Source organism: Amycolatopsis sp. NPDC031561, assembly GCF_055580625.1.
This window is the reverse complement of the sequence record NZ_JBVILA010000006.1, coordinates 105,284-125,982: the sequence shown is the minus strand read 5'-3', so window position 1 is coordinate 125,982 and position 20,699 is coordinate 105,284. Positions and strand designations below refer to the sequence as shown.

Here is a 20,699-nt window from a genome sequence, read left to right as displayed (position 1 = left end):
AGCGATGAGCGAGAAGGCTGACAAGCTCCTGGAAGCGCTGCGGGCCTCGGTCAAGGAGACCGAGCGGCTGAAGTCGCGCAACCGGGAACTCGTCTTGGCGGCTTCCGAGCCGCTGGCCATCGTCGGCATGGGCTGCCGCTATCCCGGCGGGGTGCGCACCCCCGCACAGTTCTGGGAGCTGCTGTCCAAGGGCGGCGACGCGATCTCGGGTTTCCCGACCGACCGCGGCTGGGACGCCGAGGGCGTCTACGACCCGGACCCGGACAACCCGGGAACGTCCTATGTGGTCGAAGGCGGGTTCCTGCGAGACGCGGCGAGCTTCGACGCCGAGTTCTTCGGGATCAGCCCGCGCGAGGCGCTGGCGATGGACCCGCAGCAGCGGCTGCTGCTGGAGATCTCGTGGGAAGCGCTGGAGGCCGCCGGGGTCGATCCGGCCGCGCTGCGCGGTTCGCGGACCGGCGTGTTCATCGGCGTCGCGCCGGGGGACTACGTCACGCATCCCTCGCTGCAGACCACCGAGGGACTGGCCTGGCACCTGATGACCGGCGGCGCGGCCAGCGTCATGTCCGGCCGGATCTCCTACCTGCTCGGCTTGCAGGGGCCGGCGGTCTCCATCGACACGGCTTGCTCTTCTTCGCTGGTCGCGCTGCATCTGGCGGCGCAGGCGGTGCGGTCGGGGGAATGCTCGATGGCGTTGGCGGGCGGGGTCACCGTAATGGCCTCGCCGAGCGGGTTCGTCGGCTTCTCGCGGCAGCGCGGTCTCGCCGAGGACGGCCGCTGCAAGGCGTTCTCCGCGGACGCGGACGGCATGGGCATGGCCGAGGGCGCCGGGATGGTGCTCGTGGAACGGCTGTCCGACGCCCAGCACAACGGGCACCAGGTGCTGGCCGTCCTTCGCAGCAGTGCGATGAACCAGGACGGCGCGTCCAACGGCATGACCGCGCCGAACGGGCCTTCGCAGCAGCGGGTGATCAAGGCCGCGCTGGCCGGGGCGCATCTCTCGTCCGCCGACGTGGACGTGGTCGAGGCGCACGGCACCGGCACCACGCTCGGCGACCCGATCGAGGCGCAGGCCCTCCTGGCCACCTACGGCCAGGACCGGCCGGAAGACCGGCCGCTGCTGCTGGGCTCGGTGAAGTCCAACATCGGGCACACCCAGCAGGCCGCCGGGGTCGCCGGGGTGATCAAGCTGGTGCTCGCGCTGCAGCACGGCGAGCTGCCGAAGACCCTGCACGTGGACGAGCCCTCGCCGCATGTGGACTGGACCGAAGGCCACGTCCGGTTGCTGACCGAGACCACGCCGTGGCCCGCAGGCGAACGTCCTCGCCGAGGCGGGGTGTCGTCGTTCGGGCTGAGCGGCACCAACGCGCACGTCATCCTGGAAGAAGCGCCCGCCGCGGCTCCCACGCCGGTCGAGCGGCCGGAGCCGGTACTCGGCACCGGAGTGGGCGGCGCGTGGGTGCTGTCCGGGCGGACGCCTGAAGGCCTTGCCGGGCAAACGGAACAGCTGCGCGAGTGGGTGCTCGCGCGGCCGGAGCTGTCACCGGCGGACGTGGCCTGGTCGTTGGCGACGACGCGGTCGGTGTTCGAGCACCGCGCGGTGGTGACGGGCGAGTTCGCTTCGGGGTTGAGCGACCTGGCAGCCGGGGTGCCGTCGGGTGCGGTGGTGACCGGGTCGGCGCGGGCGGGAGTGCGTCCGGTGTTCGTGTTCGCGGGCCAGGGTTCGCAGTGGGTCGGCATGGGCCGGGAACTCGCGCGGTCGAGTGCGGTGTTCGCGGCGCGGTTGGCGGAGTGCGGGGCGGCTTTGGAGTCCTTTGTGGACTGGAAGCTGTCCGAGGTGTTGGCCGAAGAGCTGACGACGGCGGATGTGGTGCAGCCTGCCTTGTGGGCGGTGATGGTGTCTCTGGCCGCGGTGTGGGAGGCGGCGGGGGTTTCGCCGCAGGCGGTGGTCGGGCATTCGCAGGGTGAGATCGCGGCGGCGACGGTTGCGGGGATGTTGTCCGTTGAGGACGGTGCGCGGGTGGTGGCGTTGCGCTCGAAGTCGTTGAAGGTGTTGGCGGGTCTGGGCGGGATGTTGTCGGTCAGTGCGGCGGCCGGTGTGGTGGAGGAGCGGATCGCCAAGTGGGGCGAGCGGTTGGCGTTGGCTGCGGTGAATGGTCCGGCTGCGGTGGTGGTGTCGGGTGAGCCGGAGGCGTTGGCGGAGCTGAAGGCCGAACTGGACGCCGAAGGCGTGCGGGCGCGGATGGTCGCGGTGGATTACGCGTCGCATTGTGCGCAGGTGGAAGGTCTGGAGGACGAGATCCGCGCGGTGCTGGCGGGGATCGAGCCGCGGCGGGGTCGGGTGCCGATGGTGTCGGCGATGTCCGGTGAGACTCTCACTGGTGAGGAACTGGACGCCGGGTACTGGTATGAGAGCCTGCGCTCGACTGTCCACTTCGAACGCGCGGTGCGCCTCCTCGTCGAGCAGGAACACAATGTTTTCCTCGAGGTGACCCCGCATCCGGTGCTGCTGGGCGCGATGAACGACACTCTGGGCGACACCGCCGTGGTGTGCGGCACGCTGCGCCGCGACGACGGCGGCAGCGCGCGGATGCTCACTTCCTTCGCCGAGGCTTTCGTGCACGGGGTCGCGGTGGACTGGACGCGGGTGCTGCCGTCCGGGAGCCGGGTGGAACTGCCGACGTATGCGTTCCAGCGGGTGCGGTTCTGGCCTTCGGAGACCGCGCCGGTGCTGGGTGGCGACGCCGTGTCGCTGGGCCTGGGCGCGGTCGATCACCCCTTGCTCGGCGCGGCGGTGGAACTCGCCGATGGCGCCGGCTTGGTCTGCACCGGTCGGCTGTCGGTCCGGACTCATCCGTGGCTGGCCGATCACCGCGTCGGCGGGGTGATCCTGTTGCCTGGCACCGGTTTCGTGGAGATGCTCCTGCGGGCCGGGGACCAGGCGGGCTGCGGCGTGCTGGAAGAATTGACCTTGCAGGCGCCGCTGGTGGTGCCCGCCGAGCAGGGCGTGCAGGTGCAGGTCATCGTGTCCGAGGCGGGCCAGGACGGCCGGCGCGCGGTCGAGGTGTTCGCCCGCCGCGACGACGCGGGCGAAGGCTGGACCCAGCACGCCGGCGGCACCGTGGCCCCAGCCGGACCGGGCGAAACCCACGACGAGGAACTGGCCGTCTGGCCGCCGCGGAACGCCACCCGCGTCGAGGTCGACGGCCTCTACGAGGCTTTGGCTGACGCTTCCTACCGGTACGGTCCGGCTTTCCGGGGCGTGCGCGGAGTCTGGCGGCGCGGCGAAGACGTCTTCGCCGAAGTGTCGTTGCCCGAGGGCATGGCCGAGCAGGCGGGCACGTTCGGCCTGCATCCCGCGTTGCTCGACGCGGTCCTCCAGGCCGGCGTGTTCGCCGGTGGCCCCGACGCGGAGGTCTCCGGCGAAGTACGGCTGCCGTTCGCCTGGACCGGAGTGGAGCTGTTCGCGGGCGGCGCGTCCGTGCTGCGCGCGCGGCTGCGCCGGGACGCGACCGGCTCACTGTCCTTTGTGGCGGCGGACGTCACCGGCGCGACCGTCGTCTCGGTGGGGTCGTTGAATACCCGTCCGGTGGCGGCGGACCAGTTGAGCGTCGCCGACCCGGTGGTGCAGGATGCGCTGTTCGCGGTGGAGTGGGCGGAGATCGGCGAGTCGACTCCCACCGATGAGGCCTGGGCAGTCGTGGGGGAGGACCGGTTCGGCGTCGCCGATGCCCTTCCGGCCGAGTCCGTTTCGGACCTTTCCGCGCCGGCTGAGACGGCACCGGGTGTGCTGGTGGTCTGCGCCGGCGGCACCGGGAACGCCGACACGTCCGCATCCGCGAGGCGGGCGACCGCCGAAGTGCTCGACGTGGTCCAGCGGTGGCTGGCCGACGAACGTCTCGAAGCGGCGCGCCTGGTCGTGCTGACCCGCGGCGCGGTGGCTTCGGTGCCCGGCGAGAGGGTGCACGATCTGGCCGGGGCCGCGGTCTGGGGGCTCGTGCGGTCGGCCCAGTCGGAGAACCCCGGACGGCTGGTGCTGGCCGACGTCCTCGACGACGCGGACCTCGCCGCGTTGCCGTCCGCAGTGGGCAGTGGTGAGCCGGAGGTGGCTGTTCGTGGTGGTGTCGCGTTGGGGCGGCGGCTGACTCGTCCGTCCGGTGATCTCGCGTTGCCGGGGGGCTTGTGGCGGCTGGAGGCGGATGAGAACGGGTCCCTCGACGGACTCGTGCCGGCTCCGGTGGCCGACGTGGCGCTGGAGCCGGGCCAGGTCCGGGTGGGGGTGCGGGTCGCGGGCTTGAACTTCCGGGACGTGCTGATCGCGTTGGGGATGTATCCCGGCGGTGGGGTGATGGGTGGCGAGGTCGCGGGCCGGGTTGTGGAGGTCGGGTCCGGGGTGACAGGTTTCGCGGTGGGTGACCGGGTGCTGGGCATCGTGTCCGGCGGGTTCGGTCCGGAGGTGGTCGCCGACGCGCGGCATCTCGTCGGCATTCCGGACAGCTGGTCCGAAGTGGACGCTGCTTCGGTGCCGGTGGCGTTCCTGACGGCTTGGTACGCGCTGGTGGAGTTGGCGGGTGCGCGGTCCGGGCAGCGGGTGCTGGTGCACGCCGCCGCGGGCGGCGTGGGGATGGCGGCGGTCCGTATCGCGCGGCATCTGGGGTTGGAGGTTTTCGCTACTGCCAGCCCGGCGAAGCACGGTGTGCTGGCTGGTTTGGGCCTGGATGCGGACCATGTTTCGACGTCGCGCGGTGTTGAGTTCGAGCGTGATTTCCTTGCTGCGACGGGTGGTCGTGGTGTGGACATCGTGGTGAATTCGTTGGCGGGGGAGTTGGTGGACGCGTCGCTGCGGCTGTTGCCTGAGGGTGGTTCGTTCGTGGAGATGGGCCGCACCGACCTGCGGGACCCTGAGACGATTCCCGCCGGAGTGGTTTACCGGCCGTTCGATCTGGCGGAGGCCGGTTCGGCGGGCCTGCACGAGATGTTGGTGCGGGTGGTCGAGCTGATGGCCTCGGGCGTGCTGGCGAAGCTGCCGGTGCGGGTGTGGGATGTGCGGCGGGCGCGGGAGGCGTTCCGGTTCATGTCGCAGGCCAAGCACACCGGGAAGATGGTTTTCACCATTCCGGCCGGGGCGGTGTCGGCTTCCCGTTCGGCGTTGATCACCGGTGGCACCGGGACGTTGGGTGGTCTGGTCGCCCGGCATCTGGCGTCGACCGGGCGTGCGGACGAGTTGGTGCTGACCGGCCGTTCGGGCCCGGGTGCGCCGGACGTCGCGACGCTGGCGGCGGAGTTGGCGTCGTTGGGCGCGTCGGTCCGCGTGGTCGCCTGTGACGCGGCGGAGCGCGAGGATCTCGCCACCGTGCTGCGCGGCGTGCCGTTGCTGAAGTCGGTCGTGCACACGGCGGGCGTCCTGGACGACGCTACGATCGCGTCGCTGACGTCCGAGCGTGTGTCGGCGGTGATGCGGCCCAAGGTGGACGGTGCGTGGAATCTGCACGAGCTGACCAAGGACCGCGAGCTGGACGAGTTCGTGCTGTTCTCCTCGGCGGCGTCGACGTTCGGCGCGCCGGGGCAGGGCAATTACGTCGCGGCGAACTCCTTTTTGGACGGTCTCGCGGCGGATCGGCGCGCGGCGGGGCTGCCGGGAACCTCGCTGGCGTGGGGGATGTGGGCCGAGACCAGCGCACTGACCGGGCAGCTCAGCGACGCGGAACGGTCCCGGATCAACCGGGGCGGCGTGGCGGCGCTGAGCGCGCAGGACGGTCTCGCGCTGTTCGACCGCGCGGTGTCGCGCGACGAAGCGGTCCTCGTGCCCGCGCTGCTGAACGTCGCCGGACTGCGGGCGCAGGCGGCCAAGGGCGGCGAAGTCCCGCCGGTCTGGCGGGCACTGATCACCGCCAGGCCCGGCCGCCGGACGGCGGCGTCGGAGGTCGGCGCGGACTCGTTGCGGCAGCGGCTGGCCGGACTGTCCGAACAGGACCGGGAACGCGCCCTCGTCGATCTGGTGCGCACCCATGTGGCGGCGGTGCTCGGCCACCGTTCCCCCGAGGCGATCGGCGCGAACCGGGTCTTCACCGAGCTGGGCTTCGACTCGCTGACCGCGGTCGAACTGCGGAACCGGCTGAACGCCGCCACCGGTCTGCGGCTGCCCGCCACCCTCGTCTTCGATTACCCGACCCTGCTCGTGCTGGCCGGGCACCTCACCTCGCTGCTGGTGGACGGCTCCGCGGCGCCGGTGCGCTCGGTGGCGACACACGCCGCGGCGGCCACCGGCGAGCCGATCGCGATCGTCGGCATGGCCTGCCGGTATCCCGGCGACGTCACCGACCCCGAATCGTTCTGGCGGCTGCTGCGCACCGGGACCGACGCGGTCGCCGGGTTCCCGGACGACCGCGGCTGGGAGACGGTCTACGACCCCGACCCGGACAGCGTGGGCACCCTCTACACCCGGTCCGGCGGCTTCATGTCCGACGCCAGTGGCTTCGACGCGGGCTTCTTCGGCATCAGCCCGCACGAGGCGCTCGCCATGGACCCGCAGCAGCGGCAGCTGCTCGAAGTCTCCTGGGAGGCGATCGAGCGGGCCGGGATCGACCCCGGTTCGCTGCGCGGCAGCCAGACCGGCGTGTTCGTCGGCGGGTTCGCTTCCGGCTACGGGATGAGCCTCGGCGCGGGCGCGGAGGGCAGCGAAGGGCACGCGACCACCGGTTTCGCCACCAGCGTGCTGTCCGGCCGGATCTCCTACACTCTCGGCCTCGAAGGCCCGGCGATCACCGTGGACACCGCGTGCTCGTCCTCGCTGGTCGCGCTGCACCTCGCGGTCCAGGCGATCCGGGCGGGGGAGTGCTCGATGGCGCTCGCCGGCGGCTCGACGGTCATCGCCACCCCGGACGGCATCGTCGGGTTCAGCAGGCAGCGTGGTTTGGCAGCAGACGGCCGGTGCAAGGCGTTCTCCGACGACGCGGACGGCATGGGCTTCGCCGAGGGCGCGGGCGTCGTGGTGGTGGAGCGGCTTTCGGACGCACAGCGCAACGGGCACCCGATTCTGGCTGTAGTGGCCGGTTCCGCGGTGAACCAGGACGGTGCGTCGAACGGGTTGACGGCGCCGAACGGTCCGTCGCAGCAGCGCGTCATTCGCGCGGCACTGGCGAATGCCGGGTTGTCGGAGTCCGATGTGGACGTGGTGGAGGCGCACGGCACCGGCACGGTGCTGGGCGACCCGATCGAGGCACAGGCGTTGCTGGCCACCTACGGCCAAGACCGGGACCGTCCACTGTGGCTGGGTTCGGTCAAGTCCAACATCGGCCACACCCAAGCGGCGGCCGGCGTGGCCGGGGTGATCAAGATGGTGTTGGCGTTGCAGCATCAGGAGATTCCACGCACGCTGCACGTCGAAGAGCCTTCGTCGCATGTCGACTGGGAGTCCGGCGCGGTCCGGCTGCTCGACGCCCCGGCTCCGTGGACCTCCGGCGACCGGGTGCGCCGAGCCGGTATTTCCTCGTTCGGTATCAGCGGCACCAACGCGCACATCCTGGTCGAGGAGGCCCCCGCCGCGGACGACGCCGAGACCGAGGCGGTCCCGCCGTCCACGGCGGTCGAATCCGGCGGGATCGGCGCTTGGCTGGTTTCCGGGCGGACGGCGGACGGCCTGGCGCGCCAGGCCGAGCGGCTGCACGGCTGGGCCACGGCCCGGGAGGCGCCGGCGCCTGCCGACGTGGCCTGGTCGCTGGCTACCACCCGGTCCGCGTTCGAACACCGCGCTGTGGTCGTCGGCGACCAGGACGCCCTGCTCGCGGGTCTGCGCGACCTCGCCGACGGCGTCCCGTCCGGCTCGACGTCCGCCGGAGTGGTCCGCGACGACGTGCGCCCGGTGTTCGTCTTCGCCGGTCAGGGTTCGCAGTGGCTCGGCATGGGCGAGGAACTCGCGCGGTCGAGCGCGGTGTTCGCGGCCCGGCTCGCCGAATGCGAGCGGGCGCTGGGGTCCTTTGTGGACTGGAAGCTGTCCGAGGTGCTCGGCGGCGAGCTGGAGTCGGCGGATGTCGTCCAGCCCGCGCTGTGGGCGGTCATGGTTTCCCTTGCCGCCGTCTGGGAAGCGGCCGGGGTCCGGCCGGACGTGGTGGTCGGTCACTCGCAGGGCGAGATCGCGGCGGCGACCGTCGCCGGAATGCTGTCCGTTGAGGATGGTGCGCGGGTGGTGGCGCTGCGCTCGAAGACGTTGAAGGCGTTGGCGGGCCGGGGCGGCATGCTGTCGGTGAGCGCCGCTGCCTCTGAAGTGGAGGAACGGCTCGGCCGGTGGGATGATCGACTGTCGCTCGCGGCCGTGAACGGTCCGGCCGCGGTGGTCGTCTCGGGTGAGCCGCAGGCGTTGGCGGAGCTGAAGTCCGAACTGGACGCCGAGGGCGTGCGGGCACGGATGGTCGCGGTGGATTACGCGTCGCACTGTGCGCAGGTCGAGAACCTGGAAGACGAGATCCGTGCGGTGCTGGCGGAGGTGTCGCCGCGGCGGGGCCGGGTGCCGATGGTGTCGGCGATGTCCGGGGTAACTCTGACCGGCGAGGAACTGGACGCCGGGTATTGGTACGAGAGCCTGCGTGCGCCGGTCAGGTTCGATCGCGCGATCCGGACCGTCGCAGGCGACGGGCACCGGATGTTCATCGAGGTGACTCCGCACCCGGTCCTGCTCGGCGCGATGACGGACACCCTGGACGAGGTGGTCGCCGCCGCCGGTCCGGGCGTGGCGCCCGGCGTCGTGTGCGGCACCCTCCGCCGGGACGACGGCGGCGCGGCGCGGTTGCTGGCCTCGTTCGCGGAAGCTTTCGTGCACGGTGCGCCGGTGGACTGGGCGGCGGTGCTGCCGTCCGGCGCCCACGTGGACCTGCCGACCTATGCGTTCGGCCATGTGCGGTACTGGCCGAAGCCCGGTGGCGGTCGTGCCGGTGACGCGGTCTCGTTGGGTTTGGGCGCTGTGGACCATCCCTTGCTGGGCGCGGCGGTGGAACTGGCCGGCGGCGCAGGCATGGTGTGCACTGGCCGGTTGTCGGTGCGCACGCATCCGTGGCTGGCCGACCACGTCGTGAACGGGGTGCTCCTGTTGCCGGGCACGGCGTTCGTGGAACTGGCGGTGCTGGCCGGGGACCAGGTGGGCTGCGGTCTGCTGGAAGAGCTGACTTTGCAGTCTCCGCTGGTGATCCCGGCCGACGGCGGCGTGCAGGTCCAGGTGGTGCTGGGCGACGCAGAGGACGGGCGTCGGACGGTCGAGGTGTTCGCGCGCCGCGACGACGAGGACTGGACTCAACACGCCGGCGGCACCGTCACTACGGCGACGACCGCGGAGACCCGGGACCCCGAGCTGGCCGTCTGGCCGCCCCGCGAGGCCACTGCTGTGGACATCGACGGGATGTACGCGGACGAAGGCCCGTACGGCTACGGCCCGGCCTTCCGCGGCCTGCAAGCGGTCTGGCGTCGCGGTGAGGATGTCTTCGCCGAGGTCGCCCTCCCGGATGGGCTCGACGCGGGAGCGTTCGGCCTGCACCCCGCGCTGCTCGACGCGGTGCTGCACGCCAGCGCGCTGACCGGCACCGCCGAATCCGGCGAGGTGCGCCTGCCGTTCGCGTGGACGGGAGCGCGGCTGCACTTGAGCGGGGCGTCGGCGCTCCGGGCGCGGTTGCGCCGGGACCACACCGGCGCGCTGACCGTGACGGCCGCCGACCCGACCGGGGCTACGGTGATCACGGTGGACTCGCTGATCACCCGTCCGCTCGCGACGGATCAGCTGACCGTCGCCGGACCCAGCGTGGCGGACGCGTTGTTCGCGGTGGAGTGGTCCGCGATCGGCGAGGCACCCGCGCTCGCCGGGGACTGGGCTCTTCTCGGAGCTGACCGCTTCGGCCTCACCGACACGCTCACGCTGCGGTCCTTTGTGGACCTGCCTGCGCTGATCGCGGCGGAGAACACCCCCGACGTGGTGCTGGTTTGGGTCGGCGACGGAGACGCGGCCGACGCGGCGAAGGCGGCGCGCCAGGCCACTGTGGACACGCTGAACCTGCTTCAGTCGTGGCTGGCGGAGGAACGGCTGGAGCAGACGCGGCTGGTGCTCCTGACCCGGCGGAGCCAGGCTGTCGAGCCTGGCGAGCGGATCGGCGATCTGGCCGGTTCCGCGGCGTGGGGACTGGTGCGGTCCGCACAGGCGGAAAACCCCGGCCGGGTAGTGCTGGCCGACCTGCCCGACGGCGCCGCCGCCGCGCTCCTGCCGACCATTGTGGACAGTGGGGAACCGGAACTGGCGGTCCGAGGGCGGCTCGCCTACGCCCGGCGGCTCGCCCGCCCGAGCGGCGCCCGGCAAGGGGCAGCGCACCCGCCGGTCGCGGGCACCGCCTTGGTGACCGGCGGCACCGGCACCCTCGGCTCACTCGTCGCCCGGCATCTGGCGACCACCGGACAGGCCGACGCGGTGGTGCTGACCAGCCGATCCGGTCCCGCGGCCGCCGGGGCGGCGGCGCTGGCCGCCGAACTGGCCGAACGCGGCACCGGAGTGGCCGTCCTCGCCTGCGACGCGGCGAACCGGGCCGAACTGGCCACCGTGGTCGACGCGATCCCGGAGCTCACCTCCGTGGTGCACACCGCCGGGGTGCTCGACGACGCGACGATCACTTCGCTCACCGAGTCGCGTGTGGACACCGTGCTGCGGCCTAAGGCGTTCGCCGCCTGGCACCTGCACGAACTCACCCGAGACCGGAACCTGGCGCGCTTCGTGCTGTTCTCCTCGGCCGCGGCCACCTTCGGCGTGGCCGGGCAGGGCAACTACGTCGCCGCCAACGCTTTCCTCGACGCCCTCGCCGCCGACCGGCGCGCGGCCGGCCTGCCCGGCACGTCCCTCGCCTGGGGCATGTGGGCCGAGGTCAGCGGCCTGACCAGCACGCTCACCGACGCCGAACGCGCCAAGATGGCCCGCGACGGCGGCGCGCTCAGCGCAGACGAGGGCCTCGAACTGTTCGACGACGCGCTCGACCGGGCCGAGGCCGTCCTGGTGCCCGTGCGTCTCGATCTCGGCCGGCTGCGGACCCAGGCGGCCCGAGGCGGCGACGTCGCGCCGTTGTGGCGGGCGCTGCTCGGCGGCCCGGCTCGCCGGAGCGCTTCGTCCGGCTCGGCGGGCGCGGATTCGCTGCGCGAGCAGCTCGCCGCGCTGTCCGCGCAGGACGGGCACGAGGTGCTGCTCGGCCTGGTGCGGACCCATGTCGCCGCGACACTGGGGCACGCGACCGGCGAAGCGGTCGATCCGGAACGGGCGTTCACCGACCTGGGCTTCACCTCGCTGACCGCGGTGCAGCTGCGCAACCGGCTCAGCACCGCGACCGACCTGCGGCTGCCCGCGACCCTGGTCTTCGACTACCCGAACCCGACCGCGCTCGCGGTGCGGCTCGCCGAACGGTTCGGCGGGGTCACCGCGGGCCCGGCCGCGCCGGTCGTCACCGGTGGGGCCACCGACCACGAGCCCATCGCCATCGTCGGGATGAGCTGCCGGTTCCCCGGCGGGGTCGACAGCCCGGAGGAGTTCTGGCGGCTGCTGGACGGCGGTGAGGACGTCATCTCGGCGTTCCCCGCCGACCGCGGCTGGGACCTCGACGGCCTGTACGACGCGGACGCCGCGCACACCGGCACCTCCTACACCCAGGCGGGCGGCTTCCTCTCCGACGCCAGCGCGTTCGACGCCGCGTTCTTCGGGATCAGCCCGCGCGAGGCACTGGCAATGGACCCGCAGCAACGCCTGCTGCTGGAACTGTCCTGGGAGGCGTTCGAACGGGCCGGGATCGACCCGACCTCGTTGCGCGGCAGCCAGACCGGGGCGTTCGTGGGCGGCTACACCTCCGGCTACGAGCAGAGCGTGCTCGCCGAAGAGGGCAGCGCCGACCTCGAAGGCCACCTGATGACCGGCATCGCCACGAGCATCCTTTCCGGACGGCTGGCCTACACGCTGGGCCTCGAGGGCTCCACGATGACCGTGGACACCGCGTGCTCCTCCGCGCTGGTGGCCCTGCACCTGGCCGCGCAGGCGCTGCGCAGCGGCGAATGCTCGATGGCGCTGGCCGGCGGGGTCACGATCATGGCCACGCCGGGCACGTTCGTCGAGTTCTCCCGTCAGCGCGGGCTGGCGCCGGACGGCCGGTGCAAGGCCTTCGCGGCGGGCGCGGACGGCACCGGATTCGCCGAGGGCGCGGGGCTGCTCGTCTTGGAACGGCTGTCGGACGCGCGCCGCGCGGGGCACCCCGTGCTCGCGGTCGTCCGGGGCAGCGCGACCAACCAGGACGGCGCCTCCAACGGCCTCACCGCGCCGAACGGCCCGTCGCAGCAACGGGTCATCCGGGCGGCGCTGGCGAACGCGCGCCTCACCGCGTCCGAAGTGGACGCCGTGGAGGCGCACGGCACCGGCACCTCGCTGGGCGATCCCATCGAGGCGCAAGCGCTGATCGAGACCTACGGGCAGCATCGCGCGGCGGAGCGGCCGCTGTGGCTGGGCTCGGTGAAGTCCAACATCGGGCACACCCAGGCGGCCGCGGGCGTGGCCGGGGTGATCAAGATGGTGCTCGCCCTCCGGAACCAGCGCCTCCCGCGGACCCTGCACGTGGACGAGCCCTCGCCACACATCGACTGGTCGGCGAGGGAGGTGCGGCTGCTCACCGAACCGGTGTCCTGGCCCTCGGACGGACGGCCCCGACGAGCCGGGGTGTCCTCGTTCGGGATCAGCGGCACCAACGCACACGTCATCGTGGAGGAAGCCCCGGCCGCGGCTGAACAACCGGAGCGGTCCGGCGGCCCGGCGGTGGTGCCGTGGGCGCTGTCCGCGCGGACCGGGGAAGCGGTGCGGGCACAGGCCGCGCGGCTGCGGGCGCACCTGCTCGACCGGCCGGACGCGGACCTGGTCGACGTCGGTTTCTCCTTGGCCCGCACCAGAACGGTCTTCGGCCACCGTGCCGTCGTCGTCGGCCGTGACCGCGACAGCCTGCTCGCCGGGCTGTCCGCGCTCGCCGACGGCACACCGTCGCCGGAAGTGCCGACGGGCGTCGCGACCGACCGCAAGGCCGTGTTCGTCTTCCCCGACAAGGGGTTCGGTCCGCTGGCTGAGCTGATGGACGAGTCTCCCGCCTTCGCGGCGAGCATCGCCGAGTGCGCGCGGGCGCTGTCCGTCGAGTTGGACGAGGCGGTGCGAACCGGCTCGGACCGGCCGGAAGTCCGCTGGGCCGTGCAGGTTTCGCTGGCCGAGCTGTGGCGTTCGGCGGGCGTGCGCCCGGCAGCTGTCGCCGGGCAAGGGATCGGCGAGCTTGCGGCCGCGACGGTGGCAGGGGAGTTGACCCTGGCCGAAGCGGCTGCGTCGCTCGCCGCGGACACCCCGGCGGAACGGCACGCGGGACGTGTCCCGGTGCTGCCGGTGGAAGAACTCGGCGGGTTCGGCGAATACGTGGAGTTCGGCGCCGAGCGGCTGAGCCCGGCGGAACCGGAGGCCACGGTCACCGCCGCACTGTCCGGTGCGGTGCCCGGCCTGAGCGCGGTGCTGACCGCGCTTTCCGCGGTGCACGTCCAGGGCACCGCGGTGGACTGGACCGCGCTGCTCGGCCGCGGACGAAGGGTGGACCTGCCGACGTATGCGTTCCAGCGCAACCGGTTCTGGCCCGCCCCGCCCGCTGTGCACAAGCAGGTGCCAGGGGAGCGGGAGTTCTGGGCCGCACTCGACGGCGGTGACCTGACGGCACTGTCCGAAGTGCTCGGTACGACCGAGCAGTTGAGTGCCGAAATGCCGCTTTCCGCGGTGCTGGAACGGATCGTCGCCTGGCGCGGTGCCGACGCCGAGCCCGGCGGGGAAGCCGCGGCGGAGTCGCGGTGGCTGCCGCTGCTGGCGGGGAAGACCGAGGCGGAGCGCCGGGAAGTGCTGCTCGGACTGGTCCGCGAGGAGATCGCCGGCGTGCTCGGCTACGCGTCGGTCGACGAGGTCGGGCCGAGCACGGACATCTTCGATCTGGGCGCGACGTCGATGTCGGCCGTTCAACTGCGCGAGAGGTTCGACGCGCGGACTGGTCTTAAGCTGCCCGAGGGTTTCGTCTACGACAACTACCTGCCGGAAGCCATCGCGGACTTCCTGGCGAAGGAACTGCACGACCCCGCCGGTTCGGCGGGGTAGGCGAAAGCGCGCGGGGCCGCCTTTTCCCGGGCGGTCCAAGGGAATCGTCGCGCGCGTTCGCCGTCCGCGAGCGCGGGGAACCTGGCCGTCCGACTTCGATGATGGGATCTACCAGTGCCGAACGAAGAATCGTGGAGCGTGCTCTCCGCCCCCACGTCGAACTCCGTCGTCCTCGCCGTCGATTTTCCCGCGCCCGGCCGTCCCGAAGCGGGATTCGCGGATCTGACCGCGGTGATGGGCTCCGCGTGGTCCGCCCACGGCGTGCTCCAGACGAAGCTGCCCGCGGTGACCCTCGCCGATCGGCCCGGCCCGGAGACCTACCTCGACTACTGGACCGGCGACGAGCAGTTGAGCGGCCGCGAGGTGGTCGCGGTGCTCGGCTACTGCCTCGGCGGCGTCTACGCGGCGGAGATCGCCGAGCGGATCGCGCGGCGGCAGAGCACCGAACCGGCCGTGGTGCTGTTCGACGGGCAGGTCACCGACAAGCAGCTGCTCGCGGTGGAGATCGACAAGCTGATCGCGCTCGGCGGCTCGGTGCTCTCCGCGGAGGAAGCGAGCCAGGCCCGGCTGCGGGCCGTCGAGATCGTGACCACGCCGGGGATCGCGCTGGCCGACGCCACCGAGGAGATCGTCGCGCTCTACCGCGAGGTGGCCACCGGCGCGTTCCGCAAGGTCGGCCTCGCGCCGGAACGCGGCGAAGAGGTCGTCCGGTTCTTCGAGATCTACATGGCGTGGCTCACCGCCGCCGAGGGCATCGACCCCGCCTCCGCCTGGGGCCGTTCGCTCGCGCTCACCTCCACCGATTACGCGGCGCTGGAAGAGGACGGCGCCCCCACCGCGGTCAACGCGACCAAGCTGATCGACAAGCGGTTCCGCCTCGAAGTCAGCCACGCCGACCTGCTGCGCGCCGACGAAACCGCGCGGGTGCTCCGAGACCACTCCGGGTTCTGAGCGCGATGGCCGCCACGACGACCGCGACGACCAACAAAGAAAAAGCACTGTGGCTGATGGAGGAACTGGTCCCCGGCGCGGGGATCAACAACCTCGGCTTCGCCCTGCACGTGGCGGGGCGGCTGCGCCCGGACGCGCTGCGCGAGGCGCTGGCCGTGGTGGTGGCGCGCACCGAGGCGCTCCGCACGGTCTTCCGCGCCGGTGGCGCTGACCTGGTCAAGGAGATCCTGCCCGCCGACTCGGCGGAGGTGTCCGAGGTGACGGTCGAACCGCTCGAACTTTCCGGCGCGGAGCTGGAAAAGGACCTCACCGCGTTCGTGGACCGCCCGTTCCCGCTGGAGGGCGATCTGCTGATCCGCGCGGGACACGCCCGCGGCCCGGACGGCGACCTGTTCTGCCTCGGCGTGCACCACCTGGCGTTCGACATGACCTCCGCCGCGCTGTTCCTGCAGGAGTTCCTCCCGGTCTACGAGGCGATCGTCGCCGGGCGTCCGGTGCCGCCCGCCCCGGCGCGGCCCTCGGCGGGCGTGGAAAGCCGGCCGCGGCCCGCCGATCTCGAGTACTGGCGCGAAAACCTGAGCGGCTTCACCCCCGGCACGCTCGACCTGTGGTGCGGACGGCCCCGCGTCCACCGGCCGATGATGCGCGGCGACCACGCGCGCCACCCGCTCTCCGGCGAAGCGCTGGCGGCGATCGGACAGTTGCAGCGAAAGCTGCGCGCCCCGGTCGCGGCGGTGCTGCTGGCCGCCTACTCCGCGCTGCTCGTCGCGCACGGCGCGGGCGCCGATCTGGTGGTCGGGACCCCGGTCGACGTCCGCGGCGAGAACAGCGGCGCCATCGGCTACCACGTGAACGTGGTGCCGATCCGGATGCAGGTGGATCTGGCGGCCGGGTTCGGCCCGCTCGTCCGGCACGCCCGGGACGCCTTCCTCGGCGCGATGGCGCACGCGCACACCTCGGTGGAGGAGCTGACCGGCGAACTGCCCGGCATCGGCTCCACCTGGCAGACCGCGCTTTACCGGCACCTGTTCAACTTCGTGCCCGACTCGCCGGTCACCGAACTGGCCGTGGCCGGCCATTCCGCCCGGCTGCTGCGGGTGGACAACCCCTACAGCAAGTTCGACCTCGAACTGGTCGCCTCGCAGACCACCCCGGAGATCCAGTTCCGGTACTCCACCGAGAACTTGGACCGCGCCGACGTGGCGGCGCTGCTGCGGCGGCTGGACGCCCTGCTGGTCGCCGCCGCCCGGTCACCGGACCGGCCGCTGGCCGAAACCGCCGGGTGGAGCGAGACCGACCGCGAGATCGTCGAACGTGCCCATCGCGCACCTATCGCCGTGACAGTCCCCGCAGCCACTCCGGCCCGCGCGGCGGCCGCGTTGGAGGAACGGCTCTCCCTGACTCCCGGCGAACGAGCACTGTCCGGCGGCCGAGTCTCCATCGTCGCTCCGGACGGACGGGAACTGCCCGTCGGCGTCCGCGGCGAACTGTGCCTGGACACCGGCGATGGCCCTGCGCGCACCGGAGAACTGGCCCGCTGGTCGCCCGACGGCGCGATCGAATGGCTCGGTCAGCTCGGCCGCCGGTTCGACACCGCGCACGGTCCGGTCAACCTCGGCGACCTCGAAGCGGCGCTGCTGGACGAGCCCGGCGTGTCCGCCGCGGCGGCGGTCGCCGTCCCGACGGACGACGGGGAACACACCGTCGTCGTCTTCGCGGTGGCAGCGAAACCGTTGGCAGCGAAGGAAGTTCCCTGGCCGGTGGTGTCGCTGGAGGCCTTGCCGGAGACCGCCGACGGCAGCCTCGACACCGAGGCGCTGCGGCTGCTCGCCGAACGGGAGACCCAGCCGGAAACCGGCGACCGCGACCACGAGGACGCAGTGGTCGAAGACCTGGTGCGGATCTGGGCGAAACTGCTCGGCGGTGAGGCCACCGCACGGACCCACTTCTTCGAAGCGGGCGGCCATTCGCTGCTCGGCGCCGTGCTGGCGCAGCAGGCCGAAGAGCTCACCGGAACCCCCCTCGGGCTGACCGAGGTGTTCGAGCACCCGACTCCCGCGGCGCTGGCCGCGTGGGTGCGCGCGTCACAAGCAAGGCAGGAATCGGCTCACGAGACCGCAGGGAAGAACGTATGACCACGGCTTACGAAGATCACCGTCTCGCCGTCATCGGCGCCGGGGTGATGGGCACGAACATCTCGACACTCGCGCTCGGCCACGGCGTCCCGGTCGTGCTGGTGGACATCGACGAGTCCGTTCTGGACACGGCGAAGGCCACCATCGCGCAGAAGACCCGGCACGCCCAGCTGATGGGCGTCCTGCCGGACCGCCCGGCGGCCGAACTGACCACCAGCACCTCGCTGTCCTCGATCGCGGACGCGACCACCGTCGTCGAGGCCGTCACCGAGGTAGCCGAGGTGAAGGAGAAGGTGCTCACAGAAGCCTCGCGGATCGTGGCCCCGGGCACCACGCTGATCTCCAACACCTCGTGCATCCCGATCGACGAGATGGCCGCCTGGACCGCGCGTCCGGAAGAACTGGTCGGCGTGCACTTCATGAACCCCTCGTACCTGATCAAGATGGTCGAGGTGATCCGCGGCCCGCGCACCGCGCCTGCGGTGCTGGACAACGCCGTCGGGCTGCTTTCGGTGCTCGGCCGGGAATCGCTGGTGATCGAGGACTCGGCCGGGTTCGTGATCAACCGGCTGCTGCACCCGCTGATCAACACCGCGGCGATGCTGGTGGAGGAGGGCGTCGCCTCCGTCGAGGTGGTCGACGGCCTGCTCGAAGGCTGCCTCGGCCACTCGACCGGACCGCTGCGCACCGGCGACCTGATCGGCCTGGAGAACCTGGTCGATTCCCTCAACGTGCTCTACGAGCGCCGCGGCGACGAAAGCTGCCGCCCCTGCGACCTGCTGCTGCAGAAGGTGGCGGACGGCCACCTCGGCCGGAAAACCGGCCGGGGCTTCTACGACTACGGAAAGGTCGCGTCATGACTACCGGGGAGACCACCGCCACGTCGCACACCGCGGAAAGCCTCCAGCAGGAGCTGCTCGGCTTCCTCAGCGAGCGCATCAAGACCGACGTCGAGGCCGACCAGGACCTGTTCACCTCCGGCGTCGTCTCCTCGATGTTCGCGATGCAGCTCGTCGTGCACCTCGAATCGACCTACGACATCGCCATCGTCGGCCCGGACCTCAAACTGGACAACTTCCGCACCGTGGTGGCGATGACCGAGCTGGTGCTCCGGCTCCAGGACGGCGATGTTTGAGAAGATCGCCGACGAGGTCGCCCTGCTCGGCGAGCTCGTCGGCGACCGGGCCGCGGGCTGGGACGTCGAGGGCGAGCTGCCGACCGGGCTGCTGCGGGACCTCGGCTCCCGCGGCCTGCTCTGCGCGCAGGTGCCGGAGTCGTTCGGCGGACGGGGCCTGAGCAGCGCCGAAAACGGGGAGTTCACCGCCGAGGCCGGCGGACTGTGCAGTTCGCTGCGCAGCATCATGACCTCGCAGGGCATCGTGGCGTGGACCGTCCAGCGCTTCGGCGACAAGGTGCAGCGCCGCGAGCTGCTCGGCAGGCTCACCGGCGGTGAGCTGACCGCGGTCGGGTTCAGCGAACCGGGCGCGGGCAGCGATCTCGCCGCCATGCGCACCCGTCTCAAGCCGGAAGGGGACGGATTCGTCCTCGACGGCGAGAAGAAGTGGGTCACCGGCACCCGCTACGCCGATTTCGTGCTCATCGTGGCCCGCCACGGCGACGGGGACGGCGCCGCCGCGGTCGTGGTGCCCACCGACGCCCAGGGCGTGCGGGTCGAACCAGTGCCGCATCCGATGGGGTGCCGGGCCGCCGGGCACGCGAACATTTTCCTGGACAACGTGGCGATCCCCGCCTCCGCGGTACTCGGCGGGGGTGAGCAGCCGCTGTCGCTGCTGTTCACCACGGCGCTGTCCTACGGCCGGATGTCGATTGCCTGGGGGTGTGTCGGCATCATCCGGGCTTGCCTCGACTCCGCCGCGCGGCACGTCGCGCACCGCCGCCAGGGCGGGGTGGTGCTCGCTGAACACCAGCTGGTGCAGGAACACCTGGCCGAGATGTACGTGGCCGAGCAGCTGAGCCTGCGCGCCTGCGAACACGCCAGCCAGGGCTGGGACAGCCTCTCGCCCGACCTTGGCGCGCTGACGGTGCTCGCCAAGCACGTGAGCGCCGGTTACGCGGCTCGTGCCGCCGCGGCCGCCGTTCAACTGCACGGTTCGACGGGCGCGGGGGACGGGCACGTCGCCGCCCGCGCGTTCCGCGACGCGAAGCTGATGGAACTGATCGAGGGCAGCAATGAGATCTGCAAGCTGATCCTGGCCGATCACGTCTTGCGCAACCGGGGAGGAGAACTTCCGTGACCGACAAGCCGACCTTGGTCAAATGCCTGGTCTGGGACCTGGACAACACCGTATGGGACGGGACCCTGCTGGAGAACCCGGACGTGGAGCTGTTCCCGGGGATCCGGGAGACCATCGTCGAACTCGACTCCCGCGGCGTCCTGAACTCCATCGCCAGCAAGAACGACTACGACCTCGCCTGGAAGCACCTGGAGAAGCTCGGCCTCGCCGAGTACTTCGTGCATCCGCAGATCGGCTGGGGCCGCAAGTCCGACTCGGTGACGCAGATCGCGGAGCGGCTGAACTTCGCGCTGACCACCATCGCCTTCATCGACGACCTGCCGACGGAGCGGGCGGAGGTGAACTACCACAGCGACGCCGTGCGGTGCTACGACGCCACGCAGGCGGGCGAGCTGACCGGGCTGCCGGAGTTCAGCCCCGAGGTCGTCACCGTCGACGCGCTCCGCCGTCGCGAGATGTACCAGGCCAGTTTCCGCCGGGACGCGGAGAAGGAGACCTTCAACGGCCCGGACGAGGACTTCCTGCGCAGCCTCGATTTGGTGATGGCGATCAAGCGCGCCGACGAGGTCGACCTGTCGCGGGTCGAGGAGCTGACCCTGCGCACCAGTCAGATGAACGCGACCGGCGTGCACTACTCCGACGCGGACCTGCGGAAACTGCTCGCCGACCCCGACCACGAAGTGCTCACCGTCACCCTCACCGACCGGTTCGGCCCGCACGGCGCGGTCGGCGTGCTGCTGCTGGAACGGCATCCGCGGCTGTGGCACCTGAAGCTGCTCGCGACCTCCTGCCGGGTGGTCACTTTCGGCGCGGGCGCGGTGCTGCTCAACTGGCTGATCGACGAGGCCGCGCGGGCGGGCGTGCATCTGGTCGCGGACTTCCGGGCCACCGATCGCAACCGGATGATGGAGATCGCCTACCGGTTCGCCGGGTTCACCACCGACGCCTGCGACTGCCTCGCCGTGCTCGGCGAAGCCGCCGCGGACGGCCTGCAGCACCTGCACTTGGTGGCCGACCGGCGCGACGCCTCGACGACGATGAGCCTCACCGCACCGGAGCTGGCCGTCGCCGCCGAAACCGCGGTGCGTCCCGGCTGACACCGGACTCGCCCCGACCCCCACCGGGCGGGGAAGGCCCGCGTCCGCGCGTCCTTCCCCGCCCGCCGCCCGTGCCAGGTAGCGGCGGGATTCGCGCAGC

At 71.9% G+C, this 20,699-nt stretch carries 6 protein-coding genes and 1 pseudogene; all 7 read left to right on the top strand.

Going from position 1 to position 20,699, the window contains the following annotated elements; all coding sequences use genetic code 11:
* Positions 1 to 4 precede the first annotated feature (4 nt).
* Positions 5 to 14,107, top strand: a pseudogene (locus tag ACZ5IK_RS16235) (SDR family NAD(P)-dependent oxidoreductase); the annotation flags it as partial.
* A 168-nt stretch (positions 14,108 to 14,275) separates the two neighbouring features.
* On the top strand, positions 14,276 to 15,112 hold the full coding sequence (locus ACZ5IK_RS16230) for a hypothetical protein (protein WP_465488386.1): 837 nt from the start codon (positions 14,276 to 14,278) through the stop codon (positions 15,110 to 15,112).
* A gap of 5 nt (positions 15,113 to 15,117) precedes the next feature.
* Complete coding sequence (locus ACZ5IK_RS16225; RefSeq protein ID WP_465488385.1) at positions 15,118 to 17,247, top strand: condensation domain-containing protein; 2,130 nt, start codon at positions 15,118 to 15,120, stop codon at positions 17,245 to 17,247.
* Positions 17,244 to 18,107: a 3-hydroxyacyl-CoA dehydrogenase family protein gene (locus ACZ5IK_RS16220; RefSeq protein ID WP_400842525.1), complete on the top strand. Its 864-nt coding sequence runs from the start codon at positions 17,244 to 17,246 to the stop codon at positions 18,105 to 18,107. Before ACZ5IK_RS16225 ends, ACZ5IK_RS16220 begins: the two co-directional genes overlap by 4 nt.
* Positions 18,104 to 18,382, top strand: a complete 279-nt coding sequence (locus ACZ5IK_RS16215; RefSeq protein WP_465488384.1) for an acyl carrier protein — start codon at positions 18,104 to 18,106, stop codon at positions 18,380 to 18,382. Before ACZ5IK_RS16220 ends, ACZ5IK_RS16215 begins: the two co-directional genes overlap by 4 nt.
* On the top strand, positions 18,375 to 19,502 hold the full coding sequence (locus tag ACZ5IK_RS16210; protein ID WP_465488383.1) for an acyl-CoA dehydrogenase family protein: 1,128 nt from the start codon (positions 18,375 to 18,377) through the stop codon (positions 19,500 to 19,502). Before ACZ5IK_RS16215 ends, ACZ5IK_RS16210 begins: the two co-directional genes overlap by 8 nt.
* Positions 19,499 to 20,599 (top strand): HAD-IIIC family phosphatase, encoded by a 1,101-nt coding sequence (locus ACZ5IK_RS16205; protein ID WP_465488382.1) that lies wholly within the window; start codon positions 19,499 to 19,501, stop codon positions 20,597 to 20,599. Before ACZ5IK_RS16210 ends, ACZ5IK_RS16205 begins: the two co-directional genes overlap by 4 nt.
* Positions 20,600 to 20,699: the final 100 nt, after the last annotated feature.